The organism is Massilia sp. GER05 (genome assembly GCF_052056005.1).
In the GTDB taxonomy this organism is placed as follows: Bacteria; Pseudomonadota; Gammaproteobacteria; order Burkholderiales; family Burkholderiaceae_D; genus Telluria; species Telluria orientalis.
This window is the reverse complement of record NZ_CP178858.1, coordinates 7,107,352-7,126,031: the sequence shown is the minus strand read 5'-3', so window position 1 is coordinate 7,126,031 and position 18,680 is coordinate 7,107,352. Positions and strand designations below refer to the sequence as shown.

Here is an 18,680-nt window from a genome sequence, read left to right as displayed (position 1 = left end):
CGGGGACCCAAGTACTGAGCGGGCTTGCACATAAATTAGGCCCCCGCCTTCGCGGGGGCGACGACGCTAGCGCCGCGAGGCCTGATCGCTCAGCTGCGCCTGCATATGCACGAGATTGGCCTCGAAGGCCTGCATCTCCAGCCCGATCGACGTCAGGTCGAGCGCGGCCTGCTTGAGTTCGGGGAACAGCTGTTCTTCTTCCTGGCGGATATGGCTCAGGACGGCATCGATGAGTTCGCGTACCAGCGGCTCGGTGCGGGCTTCGTCCAGCGACATGCCCTGGAGCGTGGCCAGCAGGTCGTCGACGGCGAGGTGGTCTTCCTCGAAGCGGGCGATCAGGTTCGGGTCCACCCGGCGCACGCCGGGATAGAACACGCCTTCCTCGAGGCGCGAGTGCATGTGGATCGCCTGGATCAGCTGGGTCGCCGCCTGCTTCCGGACGTCGGCGCTTTGCGTGTTCCGGTACGCGTCAGCGAGCTTGCGTACCAGGTCGTGGTCGCGCAGCAGGGCCTGAACGGGATTGTCGACGGGGAACGCGTCCTGCGTCCTCGACCGTACGGGGTCGTCTGTCGTTGCCATGGGTTTCTCCTCAACGGTTGCCCGGCATATTCCGATATGCCGTCAGGGTTTCATCCTACTCCCCGGTCGCCCATGTACCGTGTTAGGTAACGCACCGTCGGTCGTGTCCGCAACGTCCGCCTGCCAAAAAAAAGCGCCGCCCGGCGGGCGGCGCTCATGAGAGGCGTCGTGCTCAGTGCTGCGCGATGCTGCCGCGCCATGCGCCCGTTTCCTTGCCGCGCTTCTCGAGCAGGTCCTTGAACTTCTGCAGGTTGCCGCGGGCTTCCAGGCGGACGGCGCCGAGGGCGTCGCCGATCTTCTCGATCGGACCTTCCGGCTCATAATCCATCTGCAGGGTGATGCGTGTGGCGTCGTCGGACAGCTTGTGGAAGGTCACCACGCCGCCGTTCGGCACGCCGCTCGTGCTGCGCCAGGCGATGCGCTTGTCCGGGATCTGTTCCGTGATCTCGGCATCCCATTCCTTTTCCTCGCCGGCCACGTTGGCCTTCCAGTGCAGCCGCTTGTCGTCCAGCTGGCGGATCTCGTGGACGCTGCCCATGAACTGCGGGAAGTCCTCGAACTGGGTCCACTGGTTGTAGGCGGTACGCACGGGGACGTTGACCTCGATGGTTTCGATGATCGACGAGCCCATGCCCGATTTATTGCCTTTGAGTTTTTTGGACAGCATCATGCCGCCGACGGCCAGCGCGGCGACCGTCACTACACGGTTCAGCATTTGTTACCTCCTTATGCCATAGCGTTCGCTTGCGTTACACAAAACCGGTCCATGCCCGCATCCGGAGCTGGACCGCATCTGTCGTCAAAAGTACGTCAAAAGTGATGAACACGGCGCTCGCGAGCCTTGCGGAAACAGTGACACTGTATATATCATCAGTAAAAATCCTGCCGCGGCGATGCCGAGGGCGTCCCGACGTTTTATAATGTCCGCATGAATCTCCTCGACAATCTGAACCCCGAACAACTGGCGGCCGTTACGCTGCCGTCCCAGAGCGCCCTCATTCTCGCGGGCGCCGGGTCCGGCAAGACGCGGGTGTTGACCACCCGCATCGCCTGGCTGATCCAGACCGGGCAGGTGTCCCCGGCCGGCATCATGGCCGTGACCTTCACGAACAAGGCCGCCAAGGAGATGCTCACGCGCCTCTCGGCGATGCTGCCGGTGAATACGCGCGGCATGTGGATCGGCACGTTCCACGGCCTGTGCAACCGCCTGCTGCGCACGCACCACCGCGACGCCGCGCTGCCGCAGACGTTCCAGATCCTCGATTCGCAAGACCAGCTGTCGATGATCAAGCGCATGCTGAAGGCGCTGAACGTGGACGACGAGAAGTACCCGGCCAAGGACCTGATGTACTTCATCAACAACGCCAAGGACCGGGGCCAGCGCGCGCACGAGGTCGAGGCATACGACCACGTGCAGAAGCGCATGGCCGAGCTGTACGACTTGTACGACCAGCAATGCCAGCGCGAAGGCGTCGTCGACTTCGCCGAGCTGCTGCTGCGCGCTTATGAGCTGCTGCAGCGCAATCACCCGCTGCGCCAGCATTACCAGATGCGCTTCCGCCACATCCTCGTCGACGAGTTCCAGGATACCAACGACCTGCAATACAACCTGTTGAAGCTGCTGGCGGGCCACGGCGAGCAGCGCGGCGGCGCCCTGTTCGCCGTCGGCGACGACGACCAGAGCATCTACGCGTTCCGCGGTGCGAACGTGGGCAACATGCAGGCGTTCGAACGCGACTTCGAGGTGAAGAACCTGATCAAGCTGGAGCAGAACTACCGCTCGCACGGCAATATCCTCGACAGCGCCAACCACCTCATCTCGAACAACGCGAAACGCCTCGGCAAGAACCTGCGCACGGACGCGGGGCTGGGCGAGCCGGTGCGCATCTACGAAGCGTCGTCCGACCTGGAAGAGGCGCAGTGGATCATCGACGAAGCCAAGAGCCTGATGGCCGAAGGCGTGTCGAAAAGCGAGATCGCCGTGCTGTACCGCTCCAACGCGCAGAGCCGCGTGATCGAGCACGCGCTGTTCGCGGCCGGCCTCCCGTACACCGTGTACGGCGGCCTGCGCTACTTCCAGCGTGCCGAGGTCAAGCACGCCATCGCCTACCTGCAGTTGATGGACAACCCGCACAACGACTCGGCATTCCTGCGCGTCGTGAACTTCCCCACGCGCGGCATCGGCGCCCGCTCGATCGAGCAGCTGCAGATGGCGGCGGAGTCGTACCGCGTGTCGCTGTACGCGGCGGTCCCGTACATGACGGGCAAGGCCGGCACGGCGCTCGGCAACTTCGTGAAGCTGATCGAGAGCGCGCGCTTCGAGACCCAGCAATTGCCGCTGCCGGAAATGGTGCGCGTCGTGCTCGAGCGTAGTACCTTGCTCGCGCACTATGGCAACGAGAAAGAGGGCCAGGAACGCATCGAGAACTTGCAGCAGATGGTCGGTGCGGCCACGCAGTTCGTGCAGGAAGAAGGCTTCGGCACGCATGCGCCTGCCCACCTCGGCCCGCAGGCGGTCGCGGCGAGCGGCACGGCGATCGTCGACGGCGACGGCGTCGAGGTACTCGATGGCGATGCGCCGCTGGCGGCGGTGATGTCGCCGCTGTCCGCCTTCCTCGCGCACGCGTCGCTGGAAGCCGGTGATGCCCAGGCGCAGGCCGGCCAGGAAGCGATCCAGCTGATGACCGTGCACTCGGCGAAGGGGTTGGAATTCGACGCCGTGTTCATCACGGGCCTGGAAGAGGGCCTGTTCCCGCACGAGAGCAGCGCGCGCGAGATGGATGGCGTGGACGAGGAACGCCGCCTGATGTACGTGGCGATCACGCGCGCGCGCCGGCGCCTGTACATGAGCTTTACGCAGCAGCGCATGCTGCACGGCCAGACGCGCTTCAACATGAAGTCGCGCTTCTTCGACGAGCTGCCGGAGCACGCGCTGAAATGGCTGACGCCGCGCGTGCAGACGAACTGGTTCGCGGGCCGCAAGTCGACGACGGCGTGGGACGATGCCGAGTTCCGCGAAGGCGGCAGCGACAATCATATCGCCAGGCAGATCGCGCAAAAGTCGGCCGGCGGCAACGGCACCGGCTGGCGCATCGGCGAATCGGTCAGCCACGCGCGCTTCGGCGAGGGCGTGATCGTCAACATCGAAGGCGGCGGCAGCAACGCGCGCGCGCAGATCAATTTTGGCGCGGCGGGGATGAAGGTGCTCGACCTGTCGGTGGCCAAGCTGGAACGGATCGGCCGATAACCGGTCGTTGGGTGGGGTGATCGATGCCGGGGGCATCGATCACGTGCCCACGCGGACGTATGCGGCGTGCAAACGTCCGCGTGGGCGGAGGCCGCCCACCCTACGGCTACCTGATCGCCATTTTAGCCGTAGGGTGGGCTCCCCGAGCCCACGCGAACGTATCACGCAGGCTGCGGTGCCTTTTCCATCGGCTTGCCGAAAATGGTGCGGTAGCCGGCATACATCGCGCACTGCAGCAGCAGCATGAACAGGAAGATCAGCCACATCAGCACGACGCGGCCCAGCGCCGCGTCGCCGAATACCAGCGCGGCGACGATGCACACGCCGAAGAAGATGCCGAACCACGCCGCCAGCAGCACGAGGAACGGGCGCGCCGTGCGGATGACGGCGAAGAAGCTGTAGAACGTGGCCTTGCCCGGTCCCATGTGCTTCCAGTAGGTGAGCGGGGCGGCGAAGCACAGCGTCACCAGCACGGCCACGTCCAGCAAAAAGACGCCGAACAGGGCCAGCATGTGCGACGTCTGCACGTTCGGCGGCGTCTTGGCGTCCGGCCGCGGCATCATCTGCATGATCACCTCGGGCGGAATCGCCAGCCGGGTGATCACCATCATCAGCAGCGACACGGCCAGGTAGACGAGCCCCAGCTTGCACAGCGCGGCCAGCGCCGGCTGGCGGAAGCCCGTCAGCAGCACGGCCGGCGTGACCCGGTCGCCGTTCTCGATCATCAGGCACGCCTGCATGAACGCCATCGTGAACGACGGAATCAATACGACCGCAAGTACCGAACCCAGGATCGGCACGGCCGACAGGCCGATGCTGAACAGGATATTGGCGAAGAGAAGCGTCGTCAGGGCGGCAGGCTGTTTGCGGAACAGGCCCATGCCTTGTTTCAGCCACTCCCATCCGGTACGTGCGGGTAAATCGTTCATGCTGTGAGGTCGGGGGCGCCTAGCGCGATGCGCTCGCGCAGGACGCGTTCGAAGTGGGTCGGATCGTGCGGCGTGAGCATCTCGGCTTCGCGCGGACGGTGATAATCATACAGGCGCGACAGCCAGAAACGCAGCGCCGCTGCGCGCAGCATCGGCAGCCATGCCGCGTGGTCGGCCGCCGTGAATGGACGGACCGCGTGGTAGGCGCGCGTCAGCGCCACGACGCGTGCCTCGTCGAGGCGGCCGGTGTCCAGGTCGATGCACCAGTCGTTGACGGTGACGGCAAGGTCGAACAGCCAAGTGTCCCAGCCGGCAAAATAAAAGTCGAAGCAGCCGGACAGGCGTTCGCCGACGAACATCACGTTGTTGCGGAACAGGTCGGCATGGACGGGGCCGCGCTCGAGCTCGGCATACGTCGAGCCAGCCGCGAAGTCGCGCTGGAATGCGAGTTCGGATTGCAACAGCGCGGCCGTCTCCGCGTCGAGGAACGGCAGGACCTTCGGCACCGTCTCGACCCACCAGTCCAGCCCGCGCAGGTTCGGCTGGCGCAGCGCAAAGTCGCGGCCGGCCAGGTGCATCTTCGCGAGGATCGTGCCCACTTCGGCGCAGTGGACGGGCTGCGGATCCATCTGCGAGCTACCGTCGAGCTTGCTGACGATGGCGGCCGGCTTGCCGTGCAATGCCACGACGAGCTCGCCGGCGTCGTTCGCCACCGGCGCCGGCACGGGAATGCCGCGCTCGGCCAGGTGGCGCATCAGCTGCACGTAGAAGGGCAGTTGCTCGAAGCTCAGGTTTTCGAAGATGGTGAGGACGTACTCGCCGCGTTCCGTCGTCAGGAAGAAATTACTGTTTTCGATACCGCTCGCGATGCCCTTGAGCGCGAGCGCTTTGCCAAGAGGAAATTGCTTGATCCACTGGGAGAGGTCATCCAGCGTGACCGGGGTGAAGACTGCCATTGTGTAAGTAGGAAAAGTCGCGGGTGCGGTCGCCGCGGGCGACCGGGCTGGTTACTTCTTCTCTGGCTCGGCGGTAGCCGGCATGGGAGGAGGAGGCGGCGCGTCGGCCGTCGTCGGGGCGTTGGTACCGGATTCGCTCGTGGCTTTCCGCTTGCCCGACAGGTCGAATTCACCCACCTTCCACTGCGGCGCGCGGATCGAATTGGTCTGCGCGTTGCCGGGCTGGGTGTTCGGTTTCATGTAGTAATGGCTGCCACCGGGCGTGGTGACTTCGACTTCGGTGACCTGGCCGCCGTCGCGCGTTTCCTTGATCTGGGTGCCGCGCTTCGGCGGAATCGTGGTCGCGGGGACGTCGCTGCCCGGCTCGATACGCTCGAGTTTCGGCGGTGCCGGGCTCGGGGTCGGCTGCGTGGTCTGCTGCTGGGCCACGGCCAATCCTGCCTGGCAAGTCAGGAACAGCGCGAAAGTGGCGAGGTGGATAGGGGTACGCGGCATGATGATCACCTTTGTCGTTTAGTTCATTGTAACAAACGGCGCCACTTCTCTGTGAAAAGTGTGGCTTCGTCCCCATCTGGATGACATCGCCTGCCCAGCTTTTCTCCATTCCCGATTCTGCGATAATGGCGCACGTTTTGCCGTGCCGCCGCGGCCCACTTTTTACTCTGCCCTATGGACAACACCCTGCTTCTCGTCGACGGTTCCAGCTATCTCTACCGCGCTTTCCACGCACTGCCCGACCTGCGCAGCCCGGACGGCTACCCGACCGGCGCGATGCACGGCATGGTCAACATGCTGCGCCGCCTGCGCGCGGACTTCCCGGCCGCGTACATCGCCTGCGTGTTCGACGCGAAGGGCAAGACCTTCCGCGACGACCTGTATCCCGAATACAAGGCGACGCGCGCCTCGATGCCGGAAGACCTGGCCAGGCAGATCGAGCCGATCCACGAAGTCGTGCGCCACATGGGCTGGCCGATCCTGATGGTGGAGGGCGTCGAAGCGGACGACGTCATCGGCACGCTCGCGGCGCAGGCGACGGCACGCGGCCTGAACACCGTCGTCTCGACGGGCGACAAGGACCTCGCCCAGCTCGTCAACGACAAGGTCATGCTGATCAACACGATGAGCAACGAAAAGCTCGACGAAGCGGGCGTGCTGGCCAAGTTCGGCGTGCCGCCGAACCGCATCATCGACTACCTGACCCTCATCGGCGACACCGTCGACAACGTCCCCGGCGTCACCAAGTGCGGCCCGAAGACGGCCCTCAAGTGGCTGACCCTGCACGGCTCGCTGGACGGCGTCATCGAGAACGCGGCGTCGATCACGGGCGCCGTCGGCGAGAACCTGCGCGCCGCGCTGGACTGGCTGCCGAAAGGCCGCGAACTGATCACCGTGAAGACGGACTGCGACCTGGCGGGTCACGTGGTGTCGATCGAAGAGACCCTCATCGGCCGTCCCGAGGACAAGGACGCGCTGCGTGACTTCTTCCAGCGCTACGGTTTCAAAACGATGCTGCGCGAGATCGGCCCCGGCAACGCGGGCAAGTACGGCATGCCCGGCGCGTCCGGTGCGCCGGCGCTGAATTCGCCGGAAGGCGCGGCGGGTACCCAACCGGGCATGCCGATCATCAAAGGCGAGTACGAGACGGTGACCACGCAGGAGCAGTTCGAGCGCTGGCTGGCGCTGATCGATAAAGCCGAGCTGACGTCGGTCGACACGGAGACGACGTCGCTCGACCCGATGACGGCCGAGATGGTCGGCATCTCGCTGTCGGTGGAGGCGGGCAAGGGTGCGTACATCCCCCTCGCGCACCGCTACGCCGGCGTGCCGGAGCAGCTGAACCGCGAAGAGGTCCTCGAGCGCATGAAGCCGTGGCTGGAAAATCCGGACAAGCCGAAGCTGGGCCAGAACCTCAAGTACGACAGCCACATCTTCGAAAACCACGGGGTGAAACTGCGCGGCATCGTGCACGACACCCTGCTGCAGTCGTACGTGTTCGAATCGCACAAGCCGCACGACATGGACACGATGGCGCTGCGCCACCTGGGCTACACGACGATTCCCTTCGTCGACGTGTGCGGCAAGGGCGTGAACCAGATCTGCTTCGACCAGGTGGAGCTGGGCCGCGCGACGGAGTACGCGGCCGAGGACTCCGACATCACCCTGCGCCTGCACCACGCGATGATCGGCCACGTGGAAAGCGACAAGGGCCTGGACTATATCTACCGCAGCATCGAGCTGCCGACGTCCGTCGTGCTGCAGAAGATCGAGCGCAATGGCGTGCTGGTCGACGCGGACAAGCTGGCGGCGCAGTCGAACGAGCTGGCGGCGCGCATCATGGAACTGGAGCAGCAGGCCTACGAACTGGCCGGCGGCCCATTCAACCTCGGCTCGCCCAAGCAGATCGGCGAGATCTTCTTCGGCAAGCTGCAGCTGCCCGTCATCAAGAAGACGGCGACCGGCGCGCCGTCCACCGACGAAGAAGTGCTGCAAAAGCTGGCGGAAGACTATCCGCTGCCAAAGATCCTGCTGGAGCACCGCGGCCTCTCCAAGCTGAAGTCGACGTACACCGACAAGCTGCCGAAGATGGTGAACCCGAAGACGGGCCGCGTGCACACGAACTACGCGCAGGCCGTCGCCATCACGGGCCGCCTCGCGTCGAACGATCCGAACCTGCAGAACATCCCCGTGCGCACGAGCGAAGGCCGGCGCATCCGCGAAGCGTTCGTGGCGCCGGCGGGCAGCGTGATCGTGTCGGCCGACTATTCGCAGATCGAGCTGCGCATCATGGCCCACATCTCGGAAGACGAGGCGATGCTGCGCGCGTTCGCGGCCGGCGAGGACATCCACCGCGCCACCGCCGCCGAGATCTTCGGCCTGCCGCCGGAAGAAGTGCAGAGCGAACAGCGGCGCTACGCGAAGGTCATCAACTTCGGCCTCATCTACGGCATGAGCGCGTTCGGCCTCGCGCAGAACCTCGGCATCGAACGGGGCGCCGCGAGCAACTACATCGAGCGCTACTTCCAGCGCTTCGCGGGTGTCAAGCGCTACATGGACGAGACCCGCCTGCTCGCGAAGGAGCGGGGCTATGTCGAAACGGTGTTCGGCCGGCGCCTGTGGCTCCCGGAGATCAACTCGCCGAACGGCCCGCGCCGCGCCGGCGCCGAACGCGCCGCGATCAATGCGCCGATGCAGGGCACCGCCGCGGACCTGATCAAGCTGGCGATGATCGCCGTGCAGGACTGGATCGAGAAAGACGCCCTGCGCACCCGCATGGTGATGCAGGTGCACGACGAACTGGTGCTGGAAGTGCCGCAGGAGGAGCTGGAACTCGTCAAGCGGAAGCTGCCGGAACTGATGGGCGGCGTCGCCACGCTGAAGGTGCCGCTGGTGGCCGAAACCGGTGTTGGAACGAACTGGGAAGAGGCCCACTAGTAGGGTGGGCACCCCGTGCCCACGCGTGACGCTGGCATATCGCCAGTGTTCGCGTGGGCGGAGGGCCGCCCACCCTACGCGTCCAAAAATTCCTCGGCCAGTTGGGCGACCGCCGTCGTCGCCAGCAGGTTGTAATGCGTCGTCCCCGGCACGATGGCCAGCCGGGCGGCGGCGCGCAATGACCCATCCAGCCCCGCGTCGCGCTGCCCGCCGCCGAGCGCCTTGTAGAACCCGGCGATGTGTTCCAGCGTGATCGCATCCGCATCCGCGAACACCAGCATCGTCCGCGCCTGGATGTCACTCACCTGCGGCATCCAGTCGTAGTCGCGGCTCTGCAATTCCCCCATCTTGCGGAAAGCCGTTTCCCAGTTCACGGCCGGATACAGCTTGCCCAGCGGCGACTGCGCAACGTGCGCGCCGATCTGCGCGGCCTGCGTGTCCATGTGGTCGAAGGCCGTGCGCACTTCCGGATAAAAACCGTCCCGGCTGGCTGCCGCCGACACGACGATCAGCCGGTCGACGACGTCCGGATGCCGGATCGCCGTCTGCAGCGCGACGCCGCCGCCGAACGAATACCCCAGCAGGTCGGCCTTGCCCAGGCCGAGTTCCAGGATCACGCCCGCGACGTCGTCCGCCAGCGTTTCGAAACGCAGCGGGCGGTCCACGTCCGGCGTGTGGCCGTGGCCTTGCAGGTGGATGGCGATCACGCGGCGGCCCTCGGCCAGCGCGGCGATGTTCGGGCCGAACGCTTCGCTGGCCATGATCCCGCCGTGCAGCAGCACGAGCGGCTTGCCGCTGCCGTGTTCTTCCACGTGGATCTGCATGCCGTTGACGGTGATGGAAGTATTCATGGTGGTCCTCGCAAGTGGGTGAGTGCCATGCAGAATACTCAGCCATATTATGTTGTCAAACATATCTAGAAGCGTGGCGTCACACGGGGTTTTTTCCTCGCTGCTAAGATAGCAAGCCTTTCAAGACCCAACGAAGGAAGGCGATGAACGACAACGCAAGCGGCTTCGCGGCGGCCGCCCAACCCATCGCGGCGCAGTCCGTGATCCACACCGAGTCCGACGGCCTGGCCGTCGGCACCATTCGCCTGGCCGTCGGCGGCCAGGAAGTGCCCGTCTATGTCGCCCGTCCGGCGGGGCAGGACAAGCTCCCGGTGATGATCGTCGTGTCCGAGATCTTCGGCCTGCACGAACACATCGTCGACGTCGCGCGCCGCTTTGCCAAACAAGGCTATCTCGCGCTGGCCCCCGACTTCTTCATCCGCCAGGGCGATCCGTCCACGCTCCCCGACATGGCCACGATCCTGGCAAAAATCATCCGCAAGGTGACGGACGCCCAGGTGATGGGCGACATCGACGCCTGCGTCGCGTGGGCCGGCGAGAACGGCGGCGATATCGACCGGCTCGGCGTCAACGGCTTTTGCTGGGGTGGGCGCATCACGTGGCTGTACGCGGCGCACAACCCGCGCGTGACGGCAGCCGTGGCGTGGTACGGCAAGCTGGTGGCCGATCCGAATCCGCCGGGCCAGCCGAAGCACCCGATCCACGTCGCGTCCACGCTCACCGTGCCCGTGCTCGGCCTGTACGGCGCGAAGGACACGGGCATCCCGGTCGCCACGGTCGAACGGATGACGGTCGCGCTGGGTGAGGGGACCAGCGATTCCGCGATCGTCGTCTACCCGGACGCGGGCCACGCCTTCTACGCCGACTATCGCCCGAGCTACAACGCGAAGGATGCCCGCGACGGCTTCGCGCGCGCGCTGGCCTGGTTCCGCGAACACGGCGTCGGCTGACGGCGGCACGCCCGTCGGGTTACAATCAACGGTTTGCGCCCGGGGCGTGTGCGTCCGCACGCCCCCAGAAAAAGAAGAGGCTTCCAGATCGACCCGATTCTCATCTCCATCCTGCTGGCCACCGGCCTGGCGGGCGTGGTCAGCATCACGGCCGCCGCGGTGTTTTCCTTTACGCTGCTGTCGAAGGTCGTCGAACGCATGGTCAGCCTGTCGGTCGGCATCATGCTGTCGACGTCGCTGCTGCATGCGTTGCCGGAAGCGTTCGAGTCGAAGGCCGACACGCATGCGCTGTTCGCCACCCTGCTGGGCGGCCTGCTCGCGTTCTTCCTGCTGGAGAAGGTGGCGCTGCTGCGCCATTCGCACCACCACGAGGGCGATGGGCACCATCACGCGCATGGCCACGACGCGCGCCAGGCCGGCCGCGCGGGCTGGATGATCCTGATCGGCGACGGCATGCACAACTTCACGGACGGCATCCTGATCGCGGCCGCCTTCCTCGCCAATCCGCAACTGGGCATCGTCACGGGCGTGGCCATCATCGCCCACGAGATCCCGCAGGAGATCGGCGACTTCATCGTGCTGCTGAACGCCGGCTTCTCGCGCGTGCGCGCCTACGTGTTCAACCTGTTGTGCAGCCTGCTGGCCGTGCTGGGCGGGATACTCGGGTACGCGACCCTGGACCGCGCCAGCGACCTGATTCCCTACGTGCTGGTGTTCGCGTCGTCCGGCTTCATCTACATTGCCGTGAGCGACCTGATGCCGCAGATGCAGCGCCGGGCCACCGTGCGCGAATCCATTCCGCAGGTCCTGCTGATCGGCCTGGGCGTCGTCATCGTGCTGGTCCTGACGCACGGCCATTAAGATACTAAACGCTGCGCCCTGCGGTTGACAGGGCGATTCCTTGCGACCTATGCTGGGCCGTTAGCTGAACGGAGGCCGGTATGGCGAAGCTCTTGAGTGAATGGATTGCAGCATTGCGCGACAAGCCGTCGCGCTTCGCCTACGTGGTCGTGGCCCTCGTGCTGTCGGTCGTGTTGTTCACGCTGGCGGACTTTTTGCCCGCCCCGTACGACTTCAGTCATTAATTGACGCGGCCCATGAACGTCGCCCCTGCGAAGGCAGGGGCCCGATTTTGCAAGCGCTGCCACTACGCGTGAAACTTGGGTTCCCGCCTTCGCGGGAACGACGGCTTAGCTGAACATTCAGGCCGTCTCCGTCGCCACCGCCCGCCGCGGATCCGCCGTCCACTCGCTCCACGATCCCGGATACAGCGCCGCACCCGGCATCCCGGCCACTTCCAGCGCCAGCAGGTTGTGGCACGCGGTCACGCCGGAACCGCATTGCATGATGGCGTCCTGCGGATCGCCCACCGCCACTTTCAATTCCGCTTTCAGCTGATCCGGCGCCTTGAAGCGGCCGTCCGCCTGCAGGTTGTCCTTGAAGAAGCGGTTCTTCGCGCCCGGGATGTGGCCGCCGACCGGGTCGATCGTTTCGTTCTCGCCGCGGAAGCGGTCGGGCGCGCGCGCGTCGACGATCGTCTTGCCGCCGTGTTCCACGTTGTGCAGGATCGCGTTCACGTCGACCGTCGTCACGAGGGCCGGACGGGAAGCGATGCTGCCGCGGGCGCGCGCGACCGGCGCGTCGGTGACGACGGGCTGGCCCGCCGCCTGCCAGGCGGGCAGGCCCCCATCCAGCACGGCGACGGCGCCATGGCCGACCCAGCGCAGCATCCACCACAGGCGCGCGGCGTACATGCCGCCGTGCGCGTCGTACGCGACGACCTGCGTGTCGTCGTCCACGCCCCAGCCCCGCAGCAGCTCGATGAACGCGTCCTGTTCCGGCAGCGGATGGCGGCCACGGAAATTGCCGGCGGCGTCGCGCCTGGCGCCCGACAGTTGCGTTTCCATGTCGGCGAAGACGGCGCCCGGGATGTGGCCGGCCGCATAGGCGTCCCGGCCGGCGGCGAGGTTCATCAAGTCGTGGCGGCAGTCGACGACGACCCACTTCGAGTCGTTCATGTGTGCGGCCAGTGCGGCGGGTTCGATCAGGGTCGTGAAGCTGGACATGGCACTCCTTTATTCGCTGGCGATGGGATCGGTTTCCTTGACGACGGCGCCGCGCGCCGTGCGCGTCGTATTGTAGAACGTCGCGGCGATTCCCGAGACGAGGATCACGCCCATGCCCAGCCAGACATGCCAGTCGAACACGTCGCCCCACAGCATCATGCCCCACAGGCTGGAAAAGACGATGCCCGTGTACTGCAGGTTGGCGACGACGAGCACCTTGCCGATGCGGTAGGCGCGCGTCATCGCGATCTGGGCGCCCAGGCCGCTGGCGGCGATCGCCAGCAGCAGGCCCATGCCGTGCCACGATTGCGGGCGGAACGTATTCATGCCGTTGCCGAGCAGCGAGCCGACGAGGCCCGCCAGGCCCATCGTGACGGAAAAATAGAACACGACGCGGTATTCCGGCTCGCCCATCTGGCCGAGGCGGCGCACCTGCATATAGGCCATCGCGGCGATCACGGACGAGCCGATGGCGACGAGGCCGCCGACCCATTCATGCGTCTCGACGGCCGGCCGCAGCACGAGCGTCACGCCGACGAAGCTCATGGCGATGGCGAGGGCCAGCGGCCATTCGGGCAAGCCCTTGCCGCGCCACCAGCCGGTGACGAACATGTAGGCGGCAAGCCAGATCGGCGCCATGTAGTTGAGGGTGACGGCGGTGGCCAGCGGCAGCTTGGCGATCGCGTAGAACCACATCCACAGCGAGACCACGCCGACGACGCTGCGCCACAGGTGTTCTTTCGGGAAGGCGGTCCTGAACGAACCGCCCTGCAGGCGGATCATCGGGAACAGCAGCAGGGCGCCGATGAGACCCCGGTACATCACGATTTCCGAGGTCGAGTAGAGCGAGGAAGCCAGCTTCACTGCCGCGCCCATGGCGGCGAACAGGAAGCTGGCGAACAACATCCAGAGTGGGGCCATCAGCGACTAACCATCACATCCCCGGAGGAATATTGTCGATCTTGCTGCGATACCACTCGTGGAAGTGCTGCATGCCGTCTTCCATCGGCGACTGGTACGGGCCCGCCTCGGTCACCCCGCGCTCCATCAGCGCCTTGCGGCCGGCGTCCATGCGCAGGGCGATCTCGTCGTCCTCGACGCACGTCTCCATGTAGGCGGCGCGTTCCGCGTCCACGAAGCCGCGCTCGAACAGCACGAATTCTTCCGGGTAGTAGAACTCGACGACGTTGCGCGTCTTCTGCGGACCCAGCGGCCACAGGGTCGACACGACCAGCACGTTCGGATACCACTCGACCATGATGTTCGGATACAGGGTCAGCCAGATCGCGCCGTATTTCGGTGCCTGGCCGTTGTTGAACTTCAAGACCTGTTCCTGCCATGCCTTGTAGGCCGGCGAGCCGGACTTCTGCAGGCCGCGATGCACGCCCACGGTCTGGACGCTGTAGTCCGGACCGAATTCCCAGCGCAGGTCGTCGCAGCTGACGAAGTTGCCCAGGCCAGGGTGGAACGGCTCGACGTGGTAATCCTCCAGGTAGACCTCGATGAAGGTCTTCCAGTTGTAGTCGCAGTCGTGCACCTCGACGTGGTCGAACATATAGCCCGAGAAATCCAGGTCCTTCGTCACGGACATGTGCTTCAGCTTGTCCATCACGTCGTAGCCGTTCTGTTCGAACAGCAGGCCGTTCCAGTTCTGCAGCGGCGTCCTGGACAGGTTCAGGCAGGGCGTGTCCGCGAAATGCGGTGCGCCGATCAGCTCGCCCTTGAGGTCATAGGTCCAGCGGTGCAACGGGCAGACGATGTTCTTGGCGTTCCCCCGGCCATTGAACATCAGCGCCTGGCGGTGGCGGCAGACGTTCGACATCAACTCGATGCCCTGTGCGTTGCGCACCAGCATGCGACCCTCGTTCTCCGATTTCAGGGTCGCGAAATCGCCCTTCTCGGGAACCATCAACTCGTGCCCGACGTAGCGGGGCCCCTTGAGAAACAATTGCTGCAATTCACGCTGCAACAGCGCGTCGTCGAAGTAGACATTTACCGGAAGCTGGGCGAGCGAACGCGCCAGCTTGGCGTGGGTAGCCAGATCGGACATCCCAACCCCCCTTTACAGAATTTCAGCCAAAGAAGAGAAAGAATCCGAGAACCAGTATTTTTAGGGGAGCATCGAGATTTCCAGGGCGAGCAGCAACGTGGTCGAGCGGGCGCGCTCGAGGCGTCGCATCCCGACCAACAGTGCTGCCGCAAATTCGGAGTTCTCGCTCCTTTAAAGAGCGGAATACGGTATTTCGGAGACAGAACCGGAGATTATAGCCTGTAAACGCCCCTCCAGTCCCGGGCCGGCTCGTGGTTGTGGTACGTGGGTGTTCAAAAATTGCCTAAACGGCATCGTTTTCATGAATCCCGGGGCGCTTTGCGATAAAATGTATCCTTGCTTGCAAGTTGGCGGCGACAGGCGCACCGTTCATGTCGAAACAGGATTGTTTAGAATAAGCGATTAGACTGGCATGCCGCGCACGGGTTGCGTATGGTGTCGCCCAGCCCCGAATCGATCAAACTCATTATGCCAAATAAAACAAACGCGGAGAGCGCCGCACCACCGGCCGCCGCGATGAGCGCAGCGGCGCCCGCACCTCCGGAGTCCTTCGAGCAGGCGATGGCCGAACTGGCCCAACTCGTGACGCAAATGGAAAGTGGGCAATTGCCCCTGGAAGCCTCGGTCGCTGCCTATGCACGCGGGTCCGAGCTCGTGCGCTATTGCGCGGCCCAGCTGGAAAAAGTCGAATCCCAGGTGAAGGTCCTGGAAGGCGAGATGCTCAAGCCGTTCAGCGCCGACGGCGAGGACGACGTATGAGCGCGCCGCCGGATTTCCAGGCCTGGGTGAAGGCCGTGCAGGCCGACGCGGAGTCTGCCCTCGACCGCTTCCTGCCGGCTGAGAGCCAGGTGCCGGCCAAGCTGCACGAAGCGATGCGCTACACGGCGCTGGGCGGCGGCAAGCGCGTGCGTCCGCTGCTCGTGCATGCGAGCGGCGCGCTGTTCGGCGCGGATGCGGATGCGCTCGCGCGCGCCGCCAGCGCCGTCGAGATGATCCACGTGTATTCCCTCGTGCACGACGACATGCCGTGCATGGACGACGACGCCCTGCGCCGCGGCAAGCCGACGGTGCACGTGGCGTACGACGAAGCGACGGCGCTGCTCGTGGGCGACGCGCTGCAGGCGCAGGCCTTCGAGGTGCTGGCCGGCACGACGACCGTCCCGGCCGCGCGCACCGTCACGATGCTGCGCCTGCTGGCCGAAGCGGCCGGCAGCAAGGGCATGTGCGGCGGCCAGGCGATCGACCTGGACAGCGTCGGCCTCAGCCTCACGCTCGAGCAGCTGGAACGCATGCACCAGCTCAAGACGGGCGCCATGCTGCGCGTGTCCGTGCTGCTGGGCGCGCTGGCCGGCCGCGACCTCGCATCGCACGAGCAGGAAGCCTTGGGCGCGTACTCGCGCGCCATCGGCCTCGCGTTCCAGGTCGTGGACGATATCCTCGACGCGACCGCCGACTCGGCCACGCTGGGCAAGACGGCCGGCAAGGACGCCGCCGACAACAAGCCGACCTATGTGTCGATCCTTGGGCTGGCGCCGTCGAAGGCGCTGGCCGAACAATTGCGGCAGCAGGCGCACGACGCGCTCGCGCCGTTCGGAGAACAAGCACTGCGGCTGCGCGAGATCGCGGACCTGATCGTGCAGCGGAAGGCATAAATGAAACTGCTAGATACCATCAACGACCCGGCCGACCTGCGCAAGCTGCCGCGCACCCAGCTCACGCCGCTGGCCCATGAACTGCGCCAGTTCCTGCTCGATTCCGTGTCGAAGACGGGCGGCCATCTGTCGTCCAACCTCGGCACCGTCGAGCTGACGATCGCGCTGCACTACGTGTTCAACACGCCGGAAGACCGCATCGTGTGGGACGTCGGCCACCAGACCTATTCGCACAAGATCCTCACGGGCCGGCGCGAGCGCATGCCGAGCCTGCGCCAGCTGAACGGCCTGTCCGGCTTCCCCAAGCGCGACGAAAGCGAGTACGACACGTTCGGCACCGCGCACTCGTCGACGTCGATCTCGGCGGCCCTGGGCATGGCGACGGCCGCGAAGATCAAGGGTGAGAAACGCAAGGCCATCGCCGTCATCGGCGACGGCTCCATGACCGCCGGCATGGCGTTCGAGGCGCTGAACAACGCGGGCGTCGAGGACGACGTCGACCTGCTCGTCGTCCTGAACGACAACGACATGTCGATCTCGCCGCCGGTCGGCGCATTGAACCGCTACCTGGCGCGCCTGATGTCGGGCCAGTTCTACGCGGCCGCGAAAAACGTCGGCAAGACGATGCTGCCCGCGCCGATGCTGGAACTGGCGAAGAAGCTGGAAGAACACGCGAAGGGCATGGTCGTCCCGGCCACGATGTTCGAGGAATTCGGTTTCAATTACATCGGCCCGATCGACGGCCATGACCTCGATTCGCTGATCCCGACGCTGGAAAACATCAAGAAGCTCAAGGGCCCGCAATTCCTGCACGTCGTGACGAAGAAGGGGCAGGGCTACAAGCTGGCCGAAGCCGAGCCGATCCTGTACCACGGCACGGGTAAATTCAATCCGAGCGAAGGCATCAAGCCCGCCAAGGCGACCAGGATCACGTACACCGAGGTGTTCGGCAACTGGCTGTGCGACATGGCGCATGTCGACAAGCGCCTGGTCGGCATCACGCCGGCGATGCGCGAAGGCTCGGGCATGGTCCGCTTCAACCAGGAATATCCGGACCGCTACTTCGACGTCGGCATCGCCGAGCAGCATTCGGTGACGTTCGCGGGCGGCCTGGCAACGGAAGGCATGAAGCCCGTCGTCGCGATCTACTCGACGTTCCTGCAGCGCGCCTACGACCAGCTGATTCACGACGTGGCGCTGCAGAACCTGGACGTGACGTTCGCGCTGGACCGCGCGGGCCTCGTCGGCGCCGACGGCGCCACGCACGCCGGCAACTACGACATCGCCTACCTGCGCTGCATCCCGAACATGGTCGTGATGGCGCCGTCGGACGAGAACGAGTGCCGCAAGATGCTGACGACGGCCTACCGTTTCGACGGCCCGGCCGCCGTGCGTTATCCGCGCGGTGCGGGTATCGGCGCGGCCATCGAGCCGGCGCTGGACGTCATCGAGATCGGCAAGGGCGTCGTGCGGCGCGAAGGCAAGGGCGTCGCGATCCTGGCCTTCGGTTCGATGGTGGCGCCGAGCATCAAAGCGGCCGACGGCCTGAACGCGACCGTCGCCGACATGCGCTTCGTGAAGCCGCTGGACGTGGAACTGGTGAAGCAGCTGGCGCAGAACCACGACTACCTGGTGACGGTGGAAGAGGGCTGCACGATGGGCGGCGCCGGTTCCGCCGTGGCCGAGGCGCTGGCGGAGGCGGGCATCGCCAAGCCGCTGCTGATCCTGGGCCTGCCCGACCGTTTCATCGACCACGGCGACCCGGCGCTGCTGCTGGCGTCCGTCGGCCTGGATGCGCACGGCATAGCCTTGTCGATCCGCGAACGCTTCAGCATCGGCGAACCGCGCCTGGTGGTCAACAACACCTGACCCTGCGCAGTTTGCCCCTCTGAAAAACGCCATCCCGGCCCGTCCGGCGGTGGCGTTTTTTTCTATGGCGAATCGGCCGACGCGTCCGTTGCGGGAAGC

Annotated in this window: 17 protein-coding genes; 8 read left to right on the top strand and 9 right to left on the bottom strand. The window is 65.3% G+C overall.

Annotation, left to right across the window (positions count from 1 at the left end; genetic code table 11):
- Positions 1-66: 66 nt before the first annotated feature.
- Both ACL58G_RS31465 and ACL58G_RS31460 read right to left on the bottom strand, forming a co-directional pair.
- Positions 67-579 carry a hemerythrin domain-containing protein gene (locus ACL58G_RS31465; protein ID WP_413386733.1) on the bottom strand — a complete coding sequence of 171 codons (513 nt, stop codon included), beginning with the start codon at positions 577-579 and terminating at the stop codon, positions 67-69.
- 172 nt (positions 580-751) lie between these two features.
- Entirely contained in the window at positions 752-1,294 is a 543-nt protein-coding gene (locus ACL58G_RS31460) for an SRPBCC family protein (RefSeq protein ID WP_413339763.1), read from the bottom strand.
- A 213-nt stretch (positions 1,295-1,507) separates the two neighbouring features.
- Between ACL58G_RS31460 and ACL58G_RS31455 the strand changes: the two genes are divergently transcribed.
- Entirely contained in the window at positions 1,508-3,826 is a 2,319-nt protein-coding gene (locus ACL58G_RS31455) for a UvrD-helicase domain-containing protein (RefSeq protein WP_413386735.1), read from the top strand.
- Positions 3,827-3,987: 161 nt separating this feature from the next.
- Here ACL58G_RS31455 and ACL58G_RS31450 read toward each other — a convergent pair whose 3' ends face one another.
- From ACL58G_RS31450 to ACL58G_RS31440, 3 genes are read right to left on the bottom strand one after another with little or no spacing between them, the layout of a single operon-like run.
- Positions 3,988-4,755: a BPSS1780 family membrane protein gene (locus ACL58G_RS31450; RefSeq protein WP_413386737.1), complete on the bottom strand. Its 768-nt coding sequence runs from the start codon at positions 4,753-4,755 to the stop codon at positions 3,988-3,990.
- Positions 4,752-5,711: a homoserine kinase gene (locus ACL58G_RS31445; RefSeq protein WP_413386739.1), complete on the bottom strand. Its 960-nt coding sequence runs from the start codon at positions 5,709-5,711 to the stop codon at positions 4,752-4,754. The genes ACL58G_RS31450 and ACL58G_RS31445 overlap by 4 nt, the downstream gene beginning before the upstream one ends.
- A gap of 51 nt (positions 5,712-5,762) precedes the next feature.
- On the bottom strand, positions 5,763-6,206 hold the full coding sequence (locus tag ACL58G_RS31440) for a DUF2782 domain-containing protein (protein ID WP_413386741.1): 444 nt from the start codon (positions 6,204-6,206) through the stop codon (positions 5,763-5,765).
- A 174-nt stretch (positions 6,207-6,380) separates the two neighbouring features.
- On the opposite strand from ACL58G_RS31440, the gene polA reads away from it, so the two are divergent.
- A complete protein-coding gene (gene polA, locus ACL58G_RS31435) occupies positions 6,381-9,143 on the top strand; it encodes a DNA polymerase I (protein ID WP_440964460.1) in 2,763 nt (920 codons plus the stop codon).
- Positions 9,144-9,217: 74 nt separating this feature from the next.
- Here polA and ACL58G_RS31430 read toward each other — a convergent pair whose 3' ends face one another.
- Positions 9,218-9,994, bottom strand: coding sequence for an alpha/beta fold hydrolase (locus tag ACL58G_RS31430; protein WP_440964458.1), 777 nt, complete (start codon positions 9,992-9,994; stop codon positions 9,218-9,220).
- Positions 9,995-10,137: 143 nt separating this feature from the next.
- On the opposite strand from ACL58G_RS31430, the gene ACL58G_RS31425 reads away from it, so the two are divergent.
- From ACL58G_RS31425 to ACL58G_RS31415, 3 genes are all read left to right on the top strand, one after another.
- Positions 10,138-10,944, top strand: coding sequence for a dienelactone hydrolase family protein (locus ACL58G_RS31425; RefSeq protein ID WP_440964456.1), 807 nt, complete (start codon positions 10,138-10,140; stop codon positions 10,942-10,944).
- A 159-nt stretch (positions 10,945-11,103) separates the two neighbouring features.
- Entirely contained in the window at positions 11,104-11,805 is a 702-nt protein-coding gene (locus tag ACL58G_RS31420) for a ZIP family metal transporter (protein ID WP_229411932.1), read from the top strand.
- A gap of 80 nt (positions 11,806-11,885) precedes the next feature.
- Positions 11,886-12,029, top strand: coding sequence for a hypothetical protein (locus ACL58G_RS31415; protein ID WP_156403652.1), 144 nt, complete (start codon positions 11,886-11,888; stop codon positions 12,027-12,029).
- 117 nt (positions 12,030-12,146) lie between these two features.
- On the opposite strand, the gene ACL58G_RS31410 is transcribed toward ACL58G_RS31415, so the two are convergent.
- From ACL58G_RS31410 to ACL58G_RS31400, 3 genes are read right to left on the bottom strand one after another with little or no spacing between them, the layout of a single operon-like run.
- Positions 12,147-13,010, bottom strand: a complete 864-nt coding sequence (locus ACL58G_RS31410) for a sulfurtransferase (RefSeq protein ID WP_413386749.1) — start codon at positions 13,008-13,010, stop codon at positions 12,147-12,149.
- A 9-nt stretch (positions 13,011-13,019) separates the two neighbouring features.
- Positions 13,020-13,931: a DMT family transporter gene (locus ACL58G_RS31405; protein ID WP_413386751.1), complete on the bottom strand. Its 912-nt coding sequence runs from the start codon at positions 13,929-13,931 to the stop codon at positions 13,020-13,022.
- Between the two features lie 13 nt (positions 13,932-13,944).
- A complete protein-coding gene (locus tag ACL58G_RS31400) occupies positions 13,945-15,060 on the bottom strand; it encodes an aromatic ring-hydroxylating oxygenase subunit alpha (RefSeq protein WP_413386753.1) in 1,116 nt (371 codons plus the stop codon).
- 468 nt (positions 15,061-15,528) lie between these two features.
- On the opposite strand from ACL58G_RS31400, the gene ACL58G_RS31395 reads away from it, so the two are divergent.
- From ACL58G_RS31395 to dxs, 3 genes are read left to right on the top strand one after another with little or no spacing between them, the layout of a single operon-like run.
- Positions 15,529-15,819 carry an exodeoxyribonuclease VII small subunit gene (locus tag ACL58G_RS31395; RefSeq protein ID WP_413386755.1) on the top strand — a complete coding sequence of 97 codons (291 nt, stop codon included), beginning with the start codon at positions 15,529-15,531 and terminating at the stop codon, positions 15,817-15,819.
- Positions 15,816-16,712, top strand: a complete 897-nt coding sequence (locus ACL58G_RS31390; RefSeq protein ID WP_413386757.1) for a polyprenyl synthetase family protein — start codon at positions 15,816-15,818, stop codon at positions 16,710-16,712. The genes ACL58G_RS31395 and ACL58G_RS31390 overlap by 4 nt, the downstream gene beginning before the upstream one ends.
- A complete protein-coding gene (gene dxs / locus ACL58G_RS31385) occupies positions 16,713-18,581 on the top strand; it encodes a 1-deoxy-D-xylulose-5-phosphate synthase (RefSeq protein ID WP_413386759.1) in 1,869 nt (622 codons plus the stop codon).
- Positions 18,582-18,680 lie beyond the last annotated feature (99 nt).